The following is a 16,502-nucleotide window of genomic DNA, read 5'->3' as shown; positions in this document are numbered from 1 at the left end:
ATGTACCGCCGCCCGATATTCCTGGTAACCGGAGGCAGCCGTGGAATTGGCGCTGCCATCGCGCAGCAGGCCGCGCGGCACTATCCCGTGGCGATTCTGTATCGGTCCAACAGCGATGAGGCTGCCCGCGTGGTGGCAAGCATCGAGCGCGAAGGGGGTGTCTGCACGGCGATCCAGTGCGATGTGGGCGACGAAATGGCGTTGATGGACGCCTTCGAGCAGCTGGATCTGCTGGGCCGGGTGGGTGTGCTGGTCAACAACGCTGCTATCACCGGCGGGCTGTCCCGCGTGCGCGAGGTGTCGGCCCAGGCGCTGTCCGAGGTATTGCGGGTGAACGTGCAAGGCGCGTTCCTCGCCGCGCGGGAAGCGGTACGCCGCATGTCCACCGCGGCAGGCGGCGAGGGCGGCGTGATCATCAACGTTTCGTCGGGCGCGTCGGTACTGGGATCGCCCAATCACTGGGTGCACTACGCGGCCAGCAAGGGCGCCATCGACACGATGACCATCGGGCTTTCCAAGGAAGTGGCGGCCGAAGGTATCCGGGTCAATGCCGTCAGGCCGGGACTGGTCGATACCGATATTCAGGCGGGCCGCAGCCCGCAAGAGCTGGCGCGCATGACGGCGGCGATTCCGCTGGGACGCATGGCCAGCGCCGACGAAATTGCCAACGCGGTGCTGTGGCTGGCCTCGCCTGCGGCGGCGTATGTCACGGGCGCATTGCTGGACGTGCGTGGCGGCTTCTAGCGTCGCGGCACACACACAAGGCTTACGGAAACAACCATGACGCAATCCGTATTGATCATCGGCGCGGGCCAGGCGGGGGCCTGGGTGGCGCGCACGCTGCGAAACGAGGGCTATGGCGGCGGCATCGTACTGTGCGGCGATGAGCAAGATCCTCCGTACGAACGGCCGCCATTGTCCAAGGAACAACTGCAGGCCGAACCGCCGTGCATGCCCTACCTGATTGCGCACGAGGAATTTGCCGCCTTGCAGGTCGAGTGGATAGGCGGCGATGCGGCCGTGCGTATCGACCGGGACGCCCGCACGGTAGCGCTGGCGTCGGGCGCAACGCTGGCCTATGGCGCGTTGGTGCTCGCCACCGGCGGGCGCGCCTACCTGCCGCCGGTGCCCGGGTTCGAGCTGGACTGCGTGCATACGTTAAGAACCTTGCCCGACGCGCGCCGCCTGCGCGGCAGGTTTCAAACCGGCGCGCGCGTCCTGGTTGTGGGCGGCGGCTGGATAGGCCTGGAGGTGGCCGCGGCCGCCCGGGATGCGGGCTGCGAGGTGACGCTCGTCGAGATGTCGCAACGCCTGTGCGCGCGCAGCGCCCCGGCGTCACTGTCGAGCTATCTGGCCGGCCTGCACGCCTCGCGGGGCGTGTCCGTGCGCCTGGGCGTGAGCGTTACGGCCCTGCGGCCGGGGGAACGGGGCGGCTGCACGGCGGTGTTTACCGATGCGAACGAGCAGCAGGCTGACTTCGTGGTGGTGGGAGCCGGCCTCAAGGCCAATGACGAACTTGCCGTGGCCGCCGGGCTTGAATGCCAGGGCGGCATTGTGGTGGATGCGCATTGCCGCACATCGGACCCGGCCATCTATGCCGCTGGCGACGTGGCCGTGCTGCGGCGGCCCGACGGATCGCTGCGGCGGCTCGAATCCTGGCAGAACGCACAAGACCAGGGCATCGCGGCGGCGCAGGCCATCCTGGGCAAGCCCGTGCATTACGACCCGGTGCCGTTCTTCTGGTCGCAGCAGTACGACGTGCTGATGCAGATGGCGGGCGATGCAGCATGCGCCGCCGACTGGGTGGTGCGCGCACACGATGGCCTGCGCCAGACGCATATCGCGCTGGACGATGGTGGCCGCCTGTTGTTCGGGCTGGGCATCAATGCGCCGCGCGACTTGCGGTTCTTGCGGCGGCATATCGCCGAGGGGACGCTGCTGGATCGCGACGGCCTGGCCGATCTGTCGACCCCGCTTGAAAAAGTTGCCAGGCTGGCCGTCGCGGGCTGACGACATACCGTTTTATTTTTCACTGACAGGAAGCAAGTATGAATACGCCGGACACAAACGCCCTGGCCTCGGTGGTATGCGAGTTCTTCAGCGCGCTGGACACGCGCAACCATGAACAGGCGGCGGCGCTGATGGCCCGCGACGGCACCTGGGTGCGGCAAGGCGCCGAGCTCAAGGGCCGTGATGCGGTGCTCAAGGCGCTGGAGCAACGCGACCCCCAGCGGGCCACTGCGCACGTGGTCAGCAACCTGCGCGTCGAAAGCGCGGAGCCCGGCCGGGCGCGGGTCCGCTTCTACATGACTGCCTACGAAACACGCCCGGGCGTATCCGTGCCTCAGCTGCTGGGCATTCGTGATTCGACGGACGACCTGGTGTACGAAGACGGGGCCTGGCGCATCTGGCGCAAAGACAGCCGCAGGGTGATGCCGCCGGAATAAGCGCGCAGCGCGGGCCCGGCTATCCCGGATGCACCCGTTCCAGAAATTCGCGCATCAACGCGGTTACTTCGTCCAGGTTGGTTTCCAGCAGCCAGTGCCCGCCGTCCAGCAGGTGTAGCTCGGCATCCGGCAGGTCGCGCAGGTACGCGCGCGCAGAGGCCTCGGGCATGTAGTGGTCTTGCGGCCCCCACACTATCAGCGTGGGCGGGCGGTGCCGGGCCAGATATTCGCGATGGCGCGCAAACCAGGCGCGATTCTGCTTCAGGCCGGCTATCAGGTCGATGGCGGCCTCTTTGCGCCGCGGCGTCATCAGCAGCCAGTGCAGCTTCCACAGGTCGGGCGGTATGCGCTGCGCGATGTCCGGGCGTACTGCGTTCAGGAACTCTTCTTTGAAAATATCTTCGGTAATGCTGCCGGCGATGGCCCGGCGCATGTCGGGCTCGGGCAGGTTCCAGGTGGCCTCGATGTCGGCGTACTTGGGGCCCAGCGCGTCTTCGTAGGGGATATCGCCGTTCTGGATGACCAGGGCAACGATGCGCCCAGGCCGCATGATCGCCAGGCGGGCGCCGATGGGCGAGCCGAAATCATGCAGATAAAGCACGAAGCGGTCCAGGCCCAGGGCCTGCACGAAACTGTCCAGAAAAGCCGCGTAGCCGTCGAAGCTGTAGTCGAAGTCGTCTGGTGTGGCGCTATGCCCCGCGCCGGGAAAGTCGGGCGCCACCAGGCGCCACCGGTCGGCCAGCCTGGGCATCAGATTGCGGAATTCGTACGAAGAACATGGGTAGCCATGCGGAAGCAGCACGACGGGGGCGCGGGGCGGGCCGGCCTCGCGATAGAAGATATCGATACCGTTGATGTTGCGGCGGCAATGGCGCACCTGGCTATCCATGGGCGGGCTCCCGTAGTGGGCAGGCATGCGCGAAGACGCATGCGCGGCGGGTGGGCGGCGAGCCAGAAAAGGCGCGCCGGGGGCGGCATGGGTTTATTGTGTGCCGCCCGCCCCGCGTTGACTACCGGGATACACCGACGGGTACGTCTCGATACAGCTTACAACCAGGGCGCGACGCTCAGCGCGGCAGTTCTTCGCCCGTGTGACCGACGGCCGCGCCGTTGGCGCCACCGCCGCCCCGTCCGCGCGCCAGGCGCCACAGCGCCTGCACCAAGGGCCATACCAGCATGATCAGCGCCAGCGTGGTGATGGTGCCCACCAGCCCGTTGGACCAGAACACGTGCAGCCCGGTGCCCGGCCCCAGCATGGACTGGCGGAAGGCGTCTTCCATGCGATCGCCCAGCACCAGCGCCAGGATCATGGGCGCCAGCGGGTACGACAGCTTTTTCAACACATAGCCGATCACCCCGAACAGCAACATGAACCACACGTCGAGCATGGCATTGTTGACCGAGTAGGCGCCGATGGCGCACACCACGATGATGATGGGGGCCACGATGGCAAACGGAATGCGCAGTATCGCGGCAAACAGGGGCACCGTACTCAACACGATGAGCAGGCCGACGAAGTTGCCCAGATACATGCTGGCGATCAATCCCCATACAAAGTCTTTTTGTTCCACAAACAGCAGCGGGCCGGGCTGCAGGCCCCAGATCATCAGGCCGCCCAGCAATACCGCCGCGGTGGCCGAGCCGGGGATGCCCAGCGCCAGCATGGGAAGCAGCGCCGACGTGCCCGAGGCATGGGCAGCGGTTTCGGGGGCGATGACACCTTCAATCTGGCCGGTGCCGAACTTGTGGCCATTGCGCGAGAAACGCTGCGCCAGGCCATAGCCCATGAACGACGCCGCCGTGGCGCCGCCGGGCGTCACGCCCATCCAGCAGCCGACCACCGTGCTGCGCACCAGCGTCATCCAGTACCGGGGCATTTCTTTCCAGGTCTGCAGCACCACTTTCAGGTTGATGCGGCCGTTCTTGCCTTCGAACTTAAGGCCTTCTTCCATGCTGACCAGGATTTCGCCTATGCCGAACAGGCCGATCACGACCACCAGAAAATCGACGCCTCGCAACAGCTCGGACCAGCCGAAAGTCATGCGCAGGCTGCCGCTGATGGTGTCCATGCCGATGGCGGCCAGCCCAAACCCCACCATCATGGAAATAATGGTCTTGAAGGGCGTTTTTTTGTCGGTGCCGACGAAACTGCAGAAGGTCAGCAGGAACACCGCGAAGAACTCGGGCGGGCCGAACCGCAGGGCAAACTTCGACACCAGCGGCGCCAGGAAGGTGATCAGCAGCACGCCCGACAGGGCGCCGAAGAACGATCCGGTGAACGATGCCGTCAGCGCATTGCCGGCCCGGCCCTGCTGCGCCAGCGGATAGCCGTCGAAGGTGGTGGCCACCGATGACGTTTCGCCGGGGATGTTGAACAGGATCGAGGTGATGGCCCCCGCGAACAACGACCCCCAGTAGATGCACGACAGCATGATGATGGCCGACGTGGGGGGCATGGTGAAGGTCAGGGGCAGCAGAATGGCCACCCCGTTGGGGCCGCCCAGCCCGGGAAGCACACCGATGATCACGCCCAGCACCAGGCCGATGAACATCATGGCCAGGTTGTACCAGCTCAGGACGGTGCCAAAGCCATGGAATAACGCGTTCAGTTCATCCACTTGCGGTCTCCCGTTGCCGGATCAGTAGCCAAACAGGGCTTCAAGCGGCCCCTTGGGCAAAGGCACCAGGAACTGGACCTCGAACATCCAGAACAGCAGTACGTTCACGCCCACGCTGACGAGCAGCGTCTTCAGCCAGGAGATCTTGCCCAGGATGCGCATGAACGCGGCAATGAAGAGCGTCGATGCGACGTAGATGCCCAGGAACTGGATCAACAGCACATACACGGCAGTGGGCAGCAGCACCAGCAGCACCAGGCGGAACCGGTTCCAGGTGACGAACACTTCGCGGTTGCGGTTCTTGCCGAAAACCGCTTTCACGAAGACCGCCACGCTGGCCAGGCAGATGATCATTCCCACGTGGTACGGGAAATAGCCGGTTTCCGGCCCGTCTGCCGCCCAGCTGGTGCCGATACGGTGGTTGTCCACCATCATCACCGCGCCGATGATGAAGAACACGACTGCGGTTATGGCGTCGACCGTGCTGTGTGTCAGCCCGCCCGACGACGCGCCGCCCTGCGCTTGCTGTTGATCCATCCTGCGCTCCTCGGCTTATTTCTTCGCGGCCAGGCCGGCTTCCTGCATCAGGGTCTTGTGCTTGGCTTCGTCCTCTTCCAGGAACTTCACGAAAGCTTCGCCGGTGCGGTAGTCGCCCTTGAGCGCCTGCTTGGCCAGGTAATCCTTCCATTCCTGGGTTTCGCTGATCTTCTTGATCAGGTCGGCGTAGTAGGCCGCATGCTCGGGCGTGGTTTCCGGCGGAAGGAAGAACGCGCGCAGCATCTGGTACTGCACGTCATAGCCTTCTTCCTTGCAGGTGGGAATGTCGGCCCAGGACTGATCCTTGGTGATCTTGTCCTTGAAGGTCATGCGCTCATTCGAGAACACGCACAAGGCATTGACTTGCCCGGCGCGCCACTGGGCGATGTTCTCGCTGGGGTTGTTGACGTTGGAGTTGGTGTGCTTGCCCACAAGCTGGGTCACCGCTTCGCCGCCGCTTTTGTAGGGCACGTAGGTGAACTTCACGTCGGCCGCTTTTTCGAGCGCCACCGTAATGATCTGGTCTTCGCGCTTGGCGCCCGTGCCGCCCATCTTGAACTTGCCCGGCGGCGCGGCCTTCACCGCATCCAGGTACTCAGCGGCGGTTTTGTATGGCTCTTCCGAGTTGGTCCACAGCAGGAATTCGTCCTGCGCGATCATGGCCACGGGGTTCAGGTCGCGCCAGTTGAAGGGCAGGTTCACCGCAATGGGAAGCGTGTAGATGGCGGAAAACGCCACCATCAGTTTGTGCGGGTTGCCGGACGACGCCTTGGTGTCCATGATGCCTTCGGCTCCGCTGGCGCCGCCCTTGTTCAGCACCAGCGTCGATTGCTTCATCAGGTTGTGCTTGAGGATGATGCTTTGCAGCGTGCGCGCCATCTGGTCCGATGCGCCGCCCGCGCCGGCCGGCACGATGATTTCTACCGGCCGCGTAGGTTCCCAGGCCTGGGCCGGCACAGCCGCAAGGCCGCCCAGTGCGGCCAGCGATGCGATCAAGCAGGTTTTCTTCGACAGTCTTTGAGTCAGGTGCTTCATGTGTGTCTCCTCCGGTGGTGTCACGGGGACGCCCGGTATCGGTACGCCTGGTTCGAGCCTTCCTGTACTGCTAGTCCTGTTGTTGCTCCCCTTGCTGCGGACTTCCTTGTTGATGCCGCGCTACGCTTGCGGCCCGGCCGTACGCGCTTACGTCGCTTGCGCCGGGCAGGGCCGGCTGGTCTCTGCCAGATAGTCCATGGCCGCCTGCACGCCGCCCGCGCGATGCGGCACGCCGGCCTTCTTCAGGCCCATTTCCACGCCCGACAAGGTGGCGCAAAGCGTCAGGTCGTTGAAGTCGCCCAGGTGCCCGATACGGAAAACCCTGTCCGAGAGCTTGCTCAGGCCTTGTCCCAGCGACATGTTGAAATGGTCGAGTACGGTCTTGCGCAAGGCGTCGGCGCTATGTCCGTCGGGCATCATCACCGCGGTAAGGGCGGGGCTGTATTCTTCGGGCCGCGCGCACAGAATCTCCAGGCCCCATGCGCGCACGGCGCGGCGGGTGGCCTCGCCATGGCGCTGGTGGCGCGCAAACACGTTGTCCAGACCTTCGGTAAACAGCATGTCCAGCGCTTCGCGCAAGCCGTAGAGCAGGTTGGTTGCGGGCGTGTACGGAAAATAACCCCGCGGGTTGATCGCCAGCATTTCTTTCCAGTCCCAGTACGAACGGGGAAGCCGGGCCGTATCGGCAGCCTTCAGGGCCTTGGCGCTGACTGCATTGAAAGACAGCCCTGGCGGCAGCATCATGCCCTTTTGCGAGCCGGACACGGTGACGTCAACGCCCCATTCATCGTGGCGGTAGTCCAGCGACCCCAGTGACGAGATGGTGTCCACCATCAGCAGGGCAGGGTGCCCGGCGGCGTCGATGGCCTTGCGCACCGCCGGCACGTTGCTGACCACGCCCGTGGCGGTTTCGTTGTGCACCACGCACACCGCCTTGATCTCGTGGCCCGGGTCCGCCGCCAGGCGCCTGCCTATTTGCTCGGGGTCGGCGCCGTGGCGCCAGTCGCCATCCTGGAACTCGACCTGCAGGCCCAGGCGCTCGGCCATTTTTTTCCATAGCGTGGCGAAATGGCCGGTTTCGGCCATCAACACTTTGTCGCCGGGCGACAGGGTGTTGACCAGGGCGGCTTCCCAGGCGCCGGTGCCCGATGACGGGTAGATGATGACGTCGCCGTCGGTCTTGAACACCTTCTTCATGCCGGCCAGCACCGTCTTGCCCAACTCGCCGAATTCCGGGCCGCGATGGTCGATGGTGGCGTGGTCTATGGCTCGCAGCACGCGATCGGGCACATTGGTGGGCCCCGGAATCTGCAGGAAGTGACGACCGGAAGGGTGCGAGTACAACGGCTGCATGTTGAGCTCCTGAGAATTTGGTATACAAAATACCAATTGTGGGGAAGAATACGCACTAAACAAGCAGTTCTGCAAGCAGATTCAATGCGGCGGCACAGCAATTTCTGGAAAGGAAGCAGCCATTAAAATGGGGCGGCTCCAACGCCACGACGCGGCGCGGGGGCCAATCCGGCGACGATATGCGCCCTTGCCACTTTGTATACCAATGAAGATCGAGCCCGTGAGCCTGCATACCCCGGCGGTCCCTTCCGCATCCGAAGCCATCCCCCCGTCTGCGGCGGTAGACCGGCGCACGCTGCCGGCCGCGATTGCCGAGCGCTTGCGCAATATGATCATCGAGGGCGAACTGGCCGCGGGCGTGCGTTTGAATGAACGCGCCTTGTGCGACCGCCTGCAGGTGTCGCGCACACCATTGCGCGAGGCCTTCCGCCTGTTGTCGGCCGAAGGGCTGGTACGCATGCAGCCCAACCGCGGCGCGCATGTGGTGGCGCTGTCCCAGCACGATGTCCGCGAAAGCTTCGAAGTGATGGGCGCGCTGGAAGCCCTGTCCGGCGAACTGGCCTGCGAGCGCATCAGCGACCAGGAAATCGCCGAGATCAAGGCGCTGACGTTCGAAATGCAGGCATGCCACGCCCGACGCAACCTGTCGGCGTACTACCACTTGAACCGGGTCATCCACGACCGGATCAATGCGGCAGGGCACAACCAGTTGCTGGCGCAGGTATATACCAACATCAATCTGCGCCTGCAGAACCTGCGGTTCCGTTCCAACCTGAACCTCGAAAAGTGGGACAAGGCCATGCAGGAACACCTGGAAATGGCCGATGCGCTGGCCTCGCGAGACGGTCCCCGGCTAGCCCACATACTGCGCCAGCACCTGCGGCGCAAGTGCGAAGCGGTGCTAGAGCACCTTCAGTCCGCCGACGGCGCCGATGGGCCAGACCCGTCGGATGCCGCCTGACCCGCCACTCTCTGTTCAAAAGGCTTATGAACGCGCCCCTGCCCCCGCCCCTGCATGCCGAACTGAACCCCTTGCACCTGGAACTGGCCGCGCGATTGCAGGGCGCCACACAGGGCGAAGTGCTGTTCGAGCGGGGCGCCAGGGGGCGCTATGCCACCGATGCATCCATCTACCAGGTGGATCCGGTGGGCGTGCTGGTGCCGCGGTCGGCCGATGATGTCGCCGCGGCGCTGGGGCTGTGTCGCGAAATGGGCGTGCCGGTGCTCGCTCGCGGCGCGGGCACATCGCAGTGCGGGCAGACGGTGGGCGCGGCGCTGGTCATCGACAACAGCAAGTACTTGAACCGCGTCCTTGATTTCAACCTGGAAGCCATGACCGTCACGGTGGAGCCCGGCATCGTGCTGGATCACCTGAACGCCTGGCTCAAGCCCCATGGCGTGTGGTTCCCGGTGGATGTGAGCACATCGGCGCAGTGCACGCTGGGCGGCATGGCGGGCAATAATTCCTGCGGGTCGCGATCCATCGCCTATGGCAACATGGTGCACAACGTGCTGGCCATCGATGCCTTGCTGCTCGATGGCACGGCGGCCACGTTCACCGACACCAGCCGCATGGGCAACGCGCCGCCGCGCGTGCGCGCCATCATGGACCGGCTGGCCGACATTGCCGCGCGCGAGCGCGACGAAATCGCGGGCAAGGTGCCCGCCGTGCTGCGCCGGGTGGGCGGCTACAACCTGGACATCTTTCACCCGCAAAGCCCGCGCCCCTATACGGCCGACGGGCAGGTCAACCTGGCGCACATGCTGGTGGGCAGCGAAGGCACGCTGGCCTACACGCGCGGCATCACCCTGAAGCTGTCGCCGCTGCCCGCTGCCAAGGCACTAGGCGTGGTGAACTTTCCCACGTTCTACCAGGCCATGGACATGACCCGCCATATCGTGGGGCTGGGGCCCTGTGCGGTCGAACTGGTGGATCGCACGATGATAGACCTGGCGCGCGGCAACCCGGCCTTCCGCCCGGTGATCGACAAGGCGCTCATCGGCGAACCCGAGGCCATCCTGCTGGTGGAGTTCGCGGGCCAGTCGCATGCAGACCAGCTGGCCAACCTGGCCAGGCTGGTGGAACTGATGGGCGACCTGGGCCTGCCGGGGTCGGTGGTCGAAATGCCCGACGCGGCCGCGCAAAAGGCGTTGTGGGACGTGCGCAAGGCCGGCCTGAACATCATGATGAGCATGCGCGGCGACGGCAAGCCTGTGTCGTTCATCGAAGACTGTGCGGTGCCCCTGGAGCACCTGGCCGAATACACCAGCCAGCTGACCGAGGTGTTCGCCAGGCACGGCACGAAGGGCACGTGGTATGCGCATGCATCGGTGGGTACGCTGCACGTCCGGCCCATCCTGGATATGCGCCGCGACGGCGCGGCCCGGATGCGCGCCATCGCCGAAGAGGCCGGGGCGCTGGTGCGGCGCTACAAGGGCGCGTTTTCCGGCGAGCACGGCGACGGGCTGGTGCGCAGCGAGTGGGTGGCGTGGCAGTTCGGCCCCCGGCTGACGCGCGCCTTCGAAGAAATCAAAGACGCCTTCGACCCCGACCGCCTAATGAACCCGGGCAAGATCGTGCGCAGCACACGCATGGACGATCGCACGCTGTTCCGCTTCAAGCCCGAATACCAGGTCATTGCGCTGAAGCCCGCGCTGGACTGGTCGGCCTGGAACGTGAACAGCGACCCCGCCACCGAGACGCTGACCGCGCCCGGCACTGGCGGAGACCCTGCCCATGGGCTGGGCAAGGCCGTGGAAATGTGCAACAACAATGGCCATTGCCGCAAGTTCGATGCGGGCACCATGTGCCCCAGCTACCGTGTCACGCGCGATGAACAGCACCTGACGCGCGGGCGCGCCAATACCCTGCGGCTGGCCCTGTCGGGGCAGCTGGGCCCCGATGCGCTGGTGTCCGACGAAATGCGCGCCACCATGGACCTGTGCGTCAGTTGCAAAGGCTGCAAGCGCGACTGCCCCACCGGCATCGACATGGCCCGCATGAAAATCGAGTTCCTGAACCAATGGCGGCAGAAGCGCGGGCTGGCGCTAAAAGACAAGATGGTCGCTACGCTGCCGCGCTGGGCGCCCTGGGCCAGCCGCGTGCCGTTCTTGCTGAACCTGCGCGACGCGCTGCCCGGGCTGGCGCGGTTGTCCGAACGGCTGCTGGGCTTTTCCGCGCAGCGCACGCTGCCGCAATGGAGCAGCGATGTCTTCACCCGCCACGCCAAGTCCGCCGACTCGAACACGGCAGACGTGGTGCTGTTCGCGGACACCTTCAACAATTACTTCGAGGCGGACAATGCTCGTGCCGCGCAGCAAGTGCTGCAGGCGGCCGGCTACCGTGTGCACGTCGCCGCGCCCGCGCCCGGCGATGCCGAACCGCGGAGGCCCCTGTGCTGCGGCCGCACGTATCTGGCGGCGGGCATGGTCGATCAGGCCAGGGCCGAAGCCCGCCGCGTGGTCAATGCCCTGCAACCCTTTGTCGAACGCGGCGTGCCGATCGTGGGCCTGGAACCGTCGTGCCTGTTGACCCTGCGCGACGAGTTCCTGGTCATGGGCCTGGGCGACGATGCCCAGGCGTTGTCGCGGCATGCCTACCTGTTCGAAGAGTTTCTATCCACCGAGCTGAAAGCGGGGCGCTTGAACCTGAAGCTGAAACCGTTGCCGCAAAAGCGGGCGCTGCTGCACGGGCACTGCCACCAGAAGGCCTTCGACGCGGTCAGGCCGGTGCAGCAGATACTGGGGTTGATTCCTGAACTGAAAGTGGAGCTGATCGAATCCAGTTGCTGCGGCATGGCAGGCAGCTTCGGCTACGAGGCTTCGCATTACGACACGTCCATGAAAATGGCCGAACTGTCGCTGTTGCCCGCGGTGCGCAACGCCGGGGCCGATACGCTGCTGGTGGCCGACGGCACCAGTTGCCGGCACCAGATTGCCGACGGCACCCGGGCGGACGCGCGCATGAAGGCCGAGCATGTGGCGCGCGTCCTGCACAGGGCGTTGGCCGGCTGACGCCTGGGGTCTTGCGCGCGCGGCGCAACACGTCGGGCGCACGGCGCGTCGCAACCCGTTTGATCATGAGCGCTGCGCTTCTTTTTCCAGGGCGTCCGCGAAGCGGCGCAACTGAGCGACGAAGCTGCCGATTTCGTCAGCGGTCCAGTCTTTGAATATCGTCCGGGCCATGCGTTCTCGTGCGGCGTCGATGCGATCCGTCATCGCCTTGCCCTCGGGTGTGACCAACGCCTCGCGGATGCGGCGGTCTTGCGCGTTTTCGTGGCGCCGTGCCAGCCCCAGGCTTTCCAGTTTGGCCACCTGGCGGCTGATCGTGGTGTAGTCGCGCCCGGTACGATCGGCCAGCTCCACGATACCTACCGGCCCAAGCCGCTCGATGCTGACCAGCACCGAGAACAGGGCGCGATCCAGCCGTATGCCGGCCTTCTGGATCATGTTCTCGTCATTCTGGGGCCGGTTCAGCGTGCTTGCGATGCTGATAAGCGCCCCATGCAGCGCCTTCATCTGCGCCGATATATGTGTATCTTGCACATTTTTTCGCGATGCCATAGTATTGCTCCTATCGTGTGCATAATACACACATCTACCACGAGACGACCATGCATTCGTCCCCCGACATACTGGTCTGCGGCGCCGGCGCCACGGGCTTGACGCTGGCCCTGGAATTCGCCCGAAGGGGCATACCCTTCCGGCTGATCGAAAAAAGCGCCACGCCTTTTCCCGGCTCGCGCGGCAAGGGAATACAACCGCGAACACAGGAAATATTCGAAGACCTGGGCATACTCGACGCCCTGTTCGCGGCGGGCGGCATTTATCCGCCCGCGCGCACGTACCGCGACGACGGCAGCTGGTTCGACGCCGATATCGCCGAACGCGTCGAACCTACGGCGGCCGAACCGCACCCGTCTGCGCTGATGGTGCCGCAGTTTCTCACGGAACGCGTCATGCGCGACCGGCTGGCCGAACTAGGGCACCAGGTCGAATGGGGCACGGAGCTGACCGGGTTCGATCAGGACGCCAACGGCGTCACGGCGCGCGTGCACAGCGCCGGGGGCGACACGACCGTCCGGGTCCGCTACCTGATCGGCGCGGATGGCGGCCACAGCTACGTGCGCGGCGCACTGGGCGTGCCCTTCGCGGGCAGGTCGCTGGGAGCGCGCGCCATCGTGGCCGACGTGATCCTGTCGGGCCTGGGCCGCGACGCCTGGCACCAGTTCAACATGGGCGACAGGCATCGCATGATGGCCATCTGCCCGCTGGCGGGCACCGGGCTTTTCCAGGTTCAGGCCGCCGTCGCCTCGGATGCGCCGGTGGATCTTACGGGCCACGGGCTGGCCGCTCTCGTGGCCGAGCGCAGCGGGCGCGATGACATCAAGGTCCAGTCCGTATCGTGGGCGTCCGATTATCAAATGAGCGCGCGGCTTGCGGGCCAGTATCGCGCGGGCAGGGTGTTTCTGGCGGGCGACGCCGCGCATGTGCATCCTCCCACGGGTGGCCAGGGCCTGAACACCAGTGTGCAAGACGCCTACAACCTGGGCTGGAAGCTCGCGGCAGTATTGAAAGGAGCGGATCAGGCGTTGCTCGATACCTACGAGGCCGAGCGGCGTCCGGTAGCCGAATCCATGCTGGGCCTTTCCACTCGATTGCTACAGGCCCAGCAACACGGCGACATGCGGCGCGGCCGCGAGGTGCGCCAGTTGGATATTGGCTACCGCGATTCCGCGCTTGCCCTGGAACTGCCTGCGCGCATCCACGGCCTGCGCGCAGGCGACCGCGCACCGGATGCGCCTGTACGCGGCGCATCGGGCCAGCCGACGCGCTTGTTCCAACTGTTCCAGGGTACGCACTGGACGTTGCTGGCTTACCAGGCGCGGCTCGGCGCATTTGCTACCCGCGCTGGGCTGCGCGTGCGCCATGTCGGCCCTGACGGCGACACGGTCGACGCATGGAGCCATGTCCAGGACGCATACGGCCTGGCGCCCGGCGATTGTGTGCTGGTGCGGCCTGACGGCTACGTGGCGGCCATCGCCCATGCCGGCCGCCTTGCCGAGCTCGACGCTTACCTGCGCCGCATGGCCATGCCGGCGTACGCTGCCCGCGCAGACTAAGACGCACACCAGAGTACCCAACATGACCGCATGCATGCAGGCGGGCGAGCACCGCCCGGGCCACAAGGCCATCCCGTGGCGCACTGTTGCCATCGTGGGCTTTATCGTCTGCATGTACGGGGCCGGCATGGCCGCGGTGCTGCCGGTACTGCCGTTCTATGTCAGGGAAATGGGCGGCTCTGCGCTGATGCTCGGCGTAGTCTTTGCCATTGAAGCGCTAAGCCAGTTCGTCTTCGCGCCGCTTATCGGCCAACTGTCCGACCGTTATGGCCGCAAGCGTGTCCTGCTGGGCACCCAGGTTGTCGCGGCGGCAAGTCTGCTGTTGCTGGCGGCTGCCCCGGGGCTGCTGTGCGTACTACTGGCTCGCGCGCTATTCGGCACCGCCGCGGGAAACCTTTCGGCAGCGGCGGCCTATGTTGCGGAGCGGTCCCATCCCGACCATCGGCGCCAGGCTATCGGCATACTGACAGGTAGCGTCGGGCTGGGGGGCATTGTCGGTGCGGGCCTGTCCGGCCTGCTTTCCGATGTGTCGCTGAACGCGCCCATATATGCAGCTCTGGTGCTGACGCTATTGGCGCTGTGCGCGGCGACGTACGGGCTGGACGACGGGCACGCCGCGCCGGCAGAGCCTGGCCAGGCCAATCGAGCCGGCGGCTCGATTGCGTCGGTCCTGCGGGCGCCGGCCATCCGCATTCTGCTCGCGGTGATGATGTGCCATTTCTTTGCCTTCGGCATGTACACCTCGCAGGTGCCGGTTTTTCTGGCCGACACGTTTGTCTGGAACGGCCATCCTTTCGGGCCGAAACAACTGAGCTATTTGATGATGGCCGATGGGGCGGTCAATGTGCTGGTGCAGTTCACGCTGCTGGGCTGGCTGGGAGCAAGGTTCAGCGACAGGAGCCTGATCGTCCTGATATTTACCTTGCTCGGCACCGGTTTCGTGGTTCTGGGGCTGGCCGGCACCATACCCGTGCTCGTTTTCGCGGTGCTGTGCGTCAGTATCGGAGACGCCATCGCCAAACCTACCTACCTGGCCGCCCTGTCCGTGCGAACGCCGCTGCCGCGCCAGGGGGCGATGCTGGGCGCGGCACAAGCCCTGATCGCCGTCGCCGATGTTGCTTCGCCCGTTGTAGGCGGGCTTCTGTTGAGCCATGCGCTGCATGGCGCGTGGATAGGCCTTGCGGTGGGCGTGGCGGTGGCAGGCGCGGCGGCTGCTTTCGCGGGGCTTCCCGCTGCCCGCGCCGCCAGGCAGGATATGCGGGCCTGACTATCGGGTTGTTACGGGCCGGCTGCAGGGGCTTGCCCCGCAGCCGGCATGCCGCGCCCGACGTTCACTGCTTCAAGAAGTCCAGCAAGTCCTGGTTGAAGCGGTCTTTGTGCGTGTCGGTCAGGCCGTGCGGTGCGCCCGGGTACACGATCAGCTTTGCGCCCTTGACCAGCGCGGCTGACGCCTTGCCCGAGATGTCCAGCGGTACGATCTGGTCGTCGTCGCCATGGATCACCAGCGTAGGCACGTCGAACTTCTTCAGGTCCGCGCGGAAGTCAGTGGCCGAGAACGCCGCGATGGAATCGTAGGTGTTCTTGTGGCCGGCCTGCATGCCTTGCGACCACCAGCTGTTGATCAGCCCTTGCGAGGCCTTCGCTCCCGGGCGATTGAAGCCATAGAACGGGCCCGACGCCACGTCCAGGTACAGCTGCGAGCGGTTATCCAGCGACGCTTTGCGCAGCCCGTCGAACACTTCAATCGGCACGCCGCCGGGGTTGTCGGGCGTCTTCACCATCAACGGCGGCACGGCGCTGACCAGCACCGCCTTCTTTACGCGGTCTGTGCCGTGGCGTCCGATATAGCGGGCGACCTCGCCGCCGCCGGTCGAGAAGCCCACGGCGGTAATGTTGTTCAGGTTCAGTGCCTGGATCACGGCGGCCAGGTCGTCGGCGTAATGGTCCATATCGTTGCCGTCCCAGGGTTGGCTCGATCGGCCATGGCCGCGGCGGTCATGCGCGACCACGCGGTAGCCCTGCTCGGCCAGGAAGAGCATCTGCGATTCCCAGCTATCGGAGCTGAGCGGCCATCCATGGCTCAGCGTGACGACCGGGCCATCTTTGGGGCCCCAGTCTTTGTAGTAAAGGCGCACGCCGTCGGCGGTGACGACGTAGTTGCCTTGCACGGTGGCTTGCGCCGCGACTTCGGCCGGGGTGCCGGCTTGCGCGGCGACGCCCGATTGCAAGGTGGCGGCGAGCACGCCGGCGACAAGGTTGCGGGTGGTAGCATTCATGGCGTTGATTCCTGTAAAGGGGTTGATGTGGTGTTTGCTGCTTGGGTAAGGCGTATTCTGCAGGCCCCGGCAACACCATTGGTGATGTAAAGTTCTGAAAACTTGATCACGAGT

14 protein-coding genes are annotated in these 16,502 nt (G+C 65.3%); 7 read left to right on the top strand and 7 right to left on the bottom strand.

Annotated elements, in window-relative coordinates; translation table 11 throughout:
• From CAL19_RS16350 to CAL19_RS16340, 3 genes are read left to right on the top strand one after another with little or no spacing between them, the layout of a single operon-like run.
• Nucleotides 1–744, top strand: coding sequence for an SDR family oxidoreductase (locus CAL19_RS16350; RefSeq protein WP_094797415.1), 744 nt, complete (start codon nt 1–3; stop codon nt 742–744).
• Nucleotides 745–780: 36 nt separating this feature from the next.
• Nucleotides 781–2,010 carry an NAD(P)/FAD-dependent oxidoreductase gene (locus CAL19_RS16345; RefSeq protein ID WP_094797414.1) on the top strand — a complete coding sequence of 410 codons (1,230 nt, stop codon included), beginning with the start codon at nt 781–783 and terminating at the stop codon, nt 2,008–2,010.
• A gap of 38 nt (nt 2,011–2,048) precedes the next feature.
• Entirely contained in the window at nt 2,049–2,447 is a 399-nt protein-coding gene (locus CAL19_RS16340) for a nuclear transport factor 2 family protein (RefSeq protein WP_026641442.1), read from the top strand.
• Nucleotides 2,448–2,466: 19 nt separating this feature from the next.
• Here the strand turns inward: CAL19_RS16340 and CAL19_RS16335 are convergent, their stop codons facing one another.
• From CAL19_RS16335 to CAL19_RS16315, 5 genes are all read right to left on the bottom strand, one after another.
• Nucleotides 2,467–3,336, bottom strand: a complete 870-nt coding sequence (locus tag CAL19_RS16335) for an alpha/beta fold hydrolase (protein ID WP_094797413.1) — start codon at nt 3,334–3,336, stop codon at nt 2,467–2,469.
• 178 nt (nt 3,337–3,514) lie between these two features.
• Nucleotides 3,515–5,065 (bottom strand): tripartite tricarboxylate transporter permease, encoded by a 1,551-nt coding sequence (locus tag CAL19_RS16330; protein WP_026641444.1) that lies wholly within the window; start codon nt 5,063–5,065, stop codon nt 3,515–3,517.
• 21 nt (nt 5,066–5,086) lie between these two features.
• Entirely contained in the window at nt 5,087–5,602 is a 516-nt protein-coding gene (locus tag CAL19_RS16325; RefSeq protein WP_026641445.1) for a tripartite tricarboxylate transporter TctB family protein, read from the bottom strand.
• Between the two features lie 15 nt (nt 5,603–5,617).
• Complete coding sequence (locus tag CAL19_RS16320; protein ID WP_094797412.1) at nt 5,618–6,637, bottom strand: Bug family tripartite tricarboxylate transporter substrate binding protein; 1,020 nt, start codon at nt 6,635–6,637, stop codon at nt 5,618–5,620.
• Between the two features lie 147 nt (nt 6,638–6,784).
• The gene (locus tag CAL19_RS16315) at nt 6,785–7,990 is read right to left on the bottom strand and encodes a pyridoxal-phosphate-dependent aminotransferase family protein (protein WP_026641447.1); all 1,206 of its coding nucleotides are present in this window, start codon (nt 7,988–7,990) and stop codon (nt 6,785–6,787) included.
• Between the two features lie 205 nt (nt 7,991–8,195).
• On the opposite strand from CAL19_RS16315, the gene CAL19_RS16310 reads away from it, so the two are divergent.
• Entirely contained in the window at nt 8,196–8,951 is a 756-nt protein-coding gene (locus tag CAL19_RS16310; protein ID WP_038852733.1) for a GntR family transcriptional regulator, read from the top strand.
• A gap of 26 nt (nt 8,952–8,977) precedes the next feature.
• Nucleotides 8,978–12,004, top strand: coding sequence for an FAD-binding and (Fe-S)-binding domain-containing protein (locus CAL19_RS16305; protein ID WP_094797411.1), 3,027 nt, complete (start codon nt 8,978–8,980; stop codon nt 12,002–12,004).
• A 63-nt stretch (nt 12,005–12,067) separates the two neighbouring features.
• Here the strand turns inward: CAL19_RS16305 and CAL19_RS16300 are convergent, their stop codons facing one another.
• Nucleotides 12,068–12,553 (bottom strand): MarR family winged helix-turn-helix transcriptional regulator, encoded by a 486-nt coding sequence (locus tag CAL19_RS16300; RefSeq protein WP_094797410.1) that lies wholly within the window; start codon nt 12,551–12,553, stop codon nt 12,068–12,070.
• Nucleotides 12,554–12,603: 50 nt separating this feature from the next.
• Here CAL19_RS16300 and CAL19_RS16295 point away from each other — a divergent pair, with 50 nt between their 5' ends.
• Nucleotides 12,604–14,112, top strand: coding sequence for an FAD-dependent oxidoreductase (locus tag CAL19_RS16295; RefSeq protein WP_094797409.1), 1,509 nt, complete (start codon nt 12,604–12,606; stop codon nt 14,110–14,112).
• Nucleotides 14,113–14,134: 22 nt separating this feature from the next.
• Nucleotides 14,135–15,379 (top strand): MFS transporter, encoded by a 1,245-nt coding sequence (locus CAL19_RS16290; protein WP_094797408.1) that lies wholly within the window; start codon nt 14,135–14,137, stop codon nt 15,377–15,379.
• A 64-nt stretch (nt 15,380–15,443) separates the two neighbouring features.
• Here the strand turns inward: CAL19_RS16290 and CAL19_RS16285 are convergent, their stop codons facing one another.
• On the bottom strand, nt 15,444–16,388 hold the full coding sequence (locus CAL19_RS16285; protein WP_094797407.1) for an alpha/beta fold hydrolase: 945 nt from the start codon (nt 16,386–16,388) through the stop codon (nt 15,444–15,446).
• Between the last annotated feature and the right edge of the window lie 114 nt (nt 16,389–16,502).

It is taken from the genome of Bordetella genomosp. 7 (assembly GCF_002261265.1).
GTDB lineage: Bacteria > Pseudomonadota > Gammaproteobacteria > Burkholderiales > Burkholderiaceae_B > Bordetella_A.
This window is presented reverse-complemented; position numbering and strand designations above follow the sequence as displayed.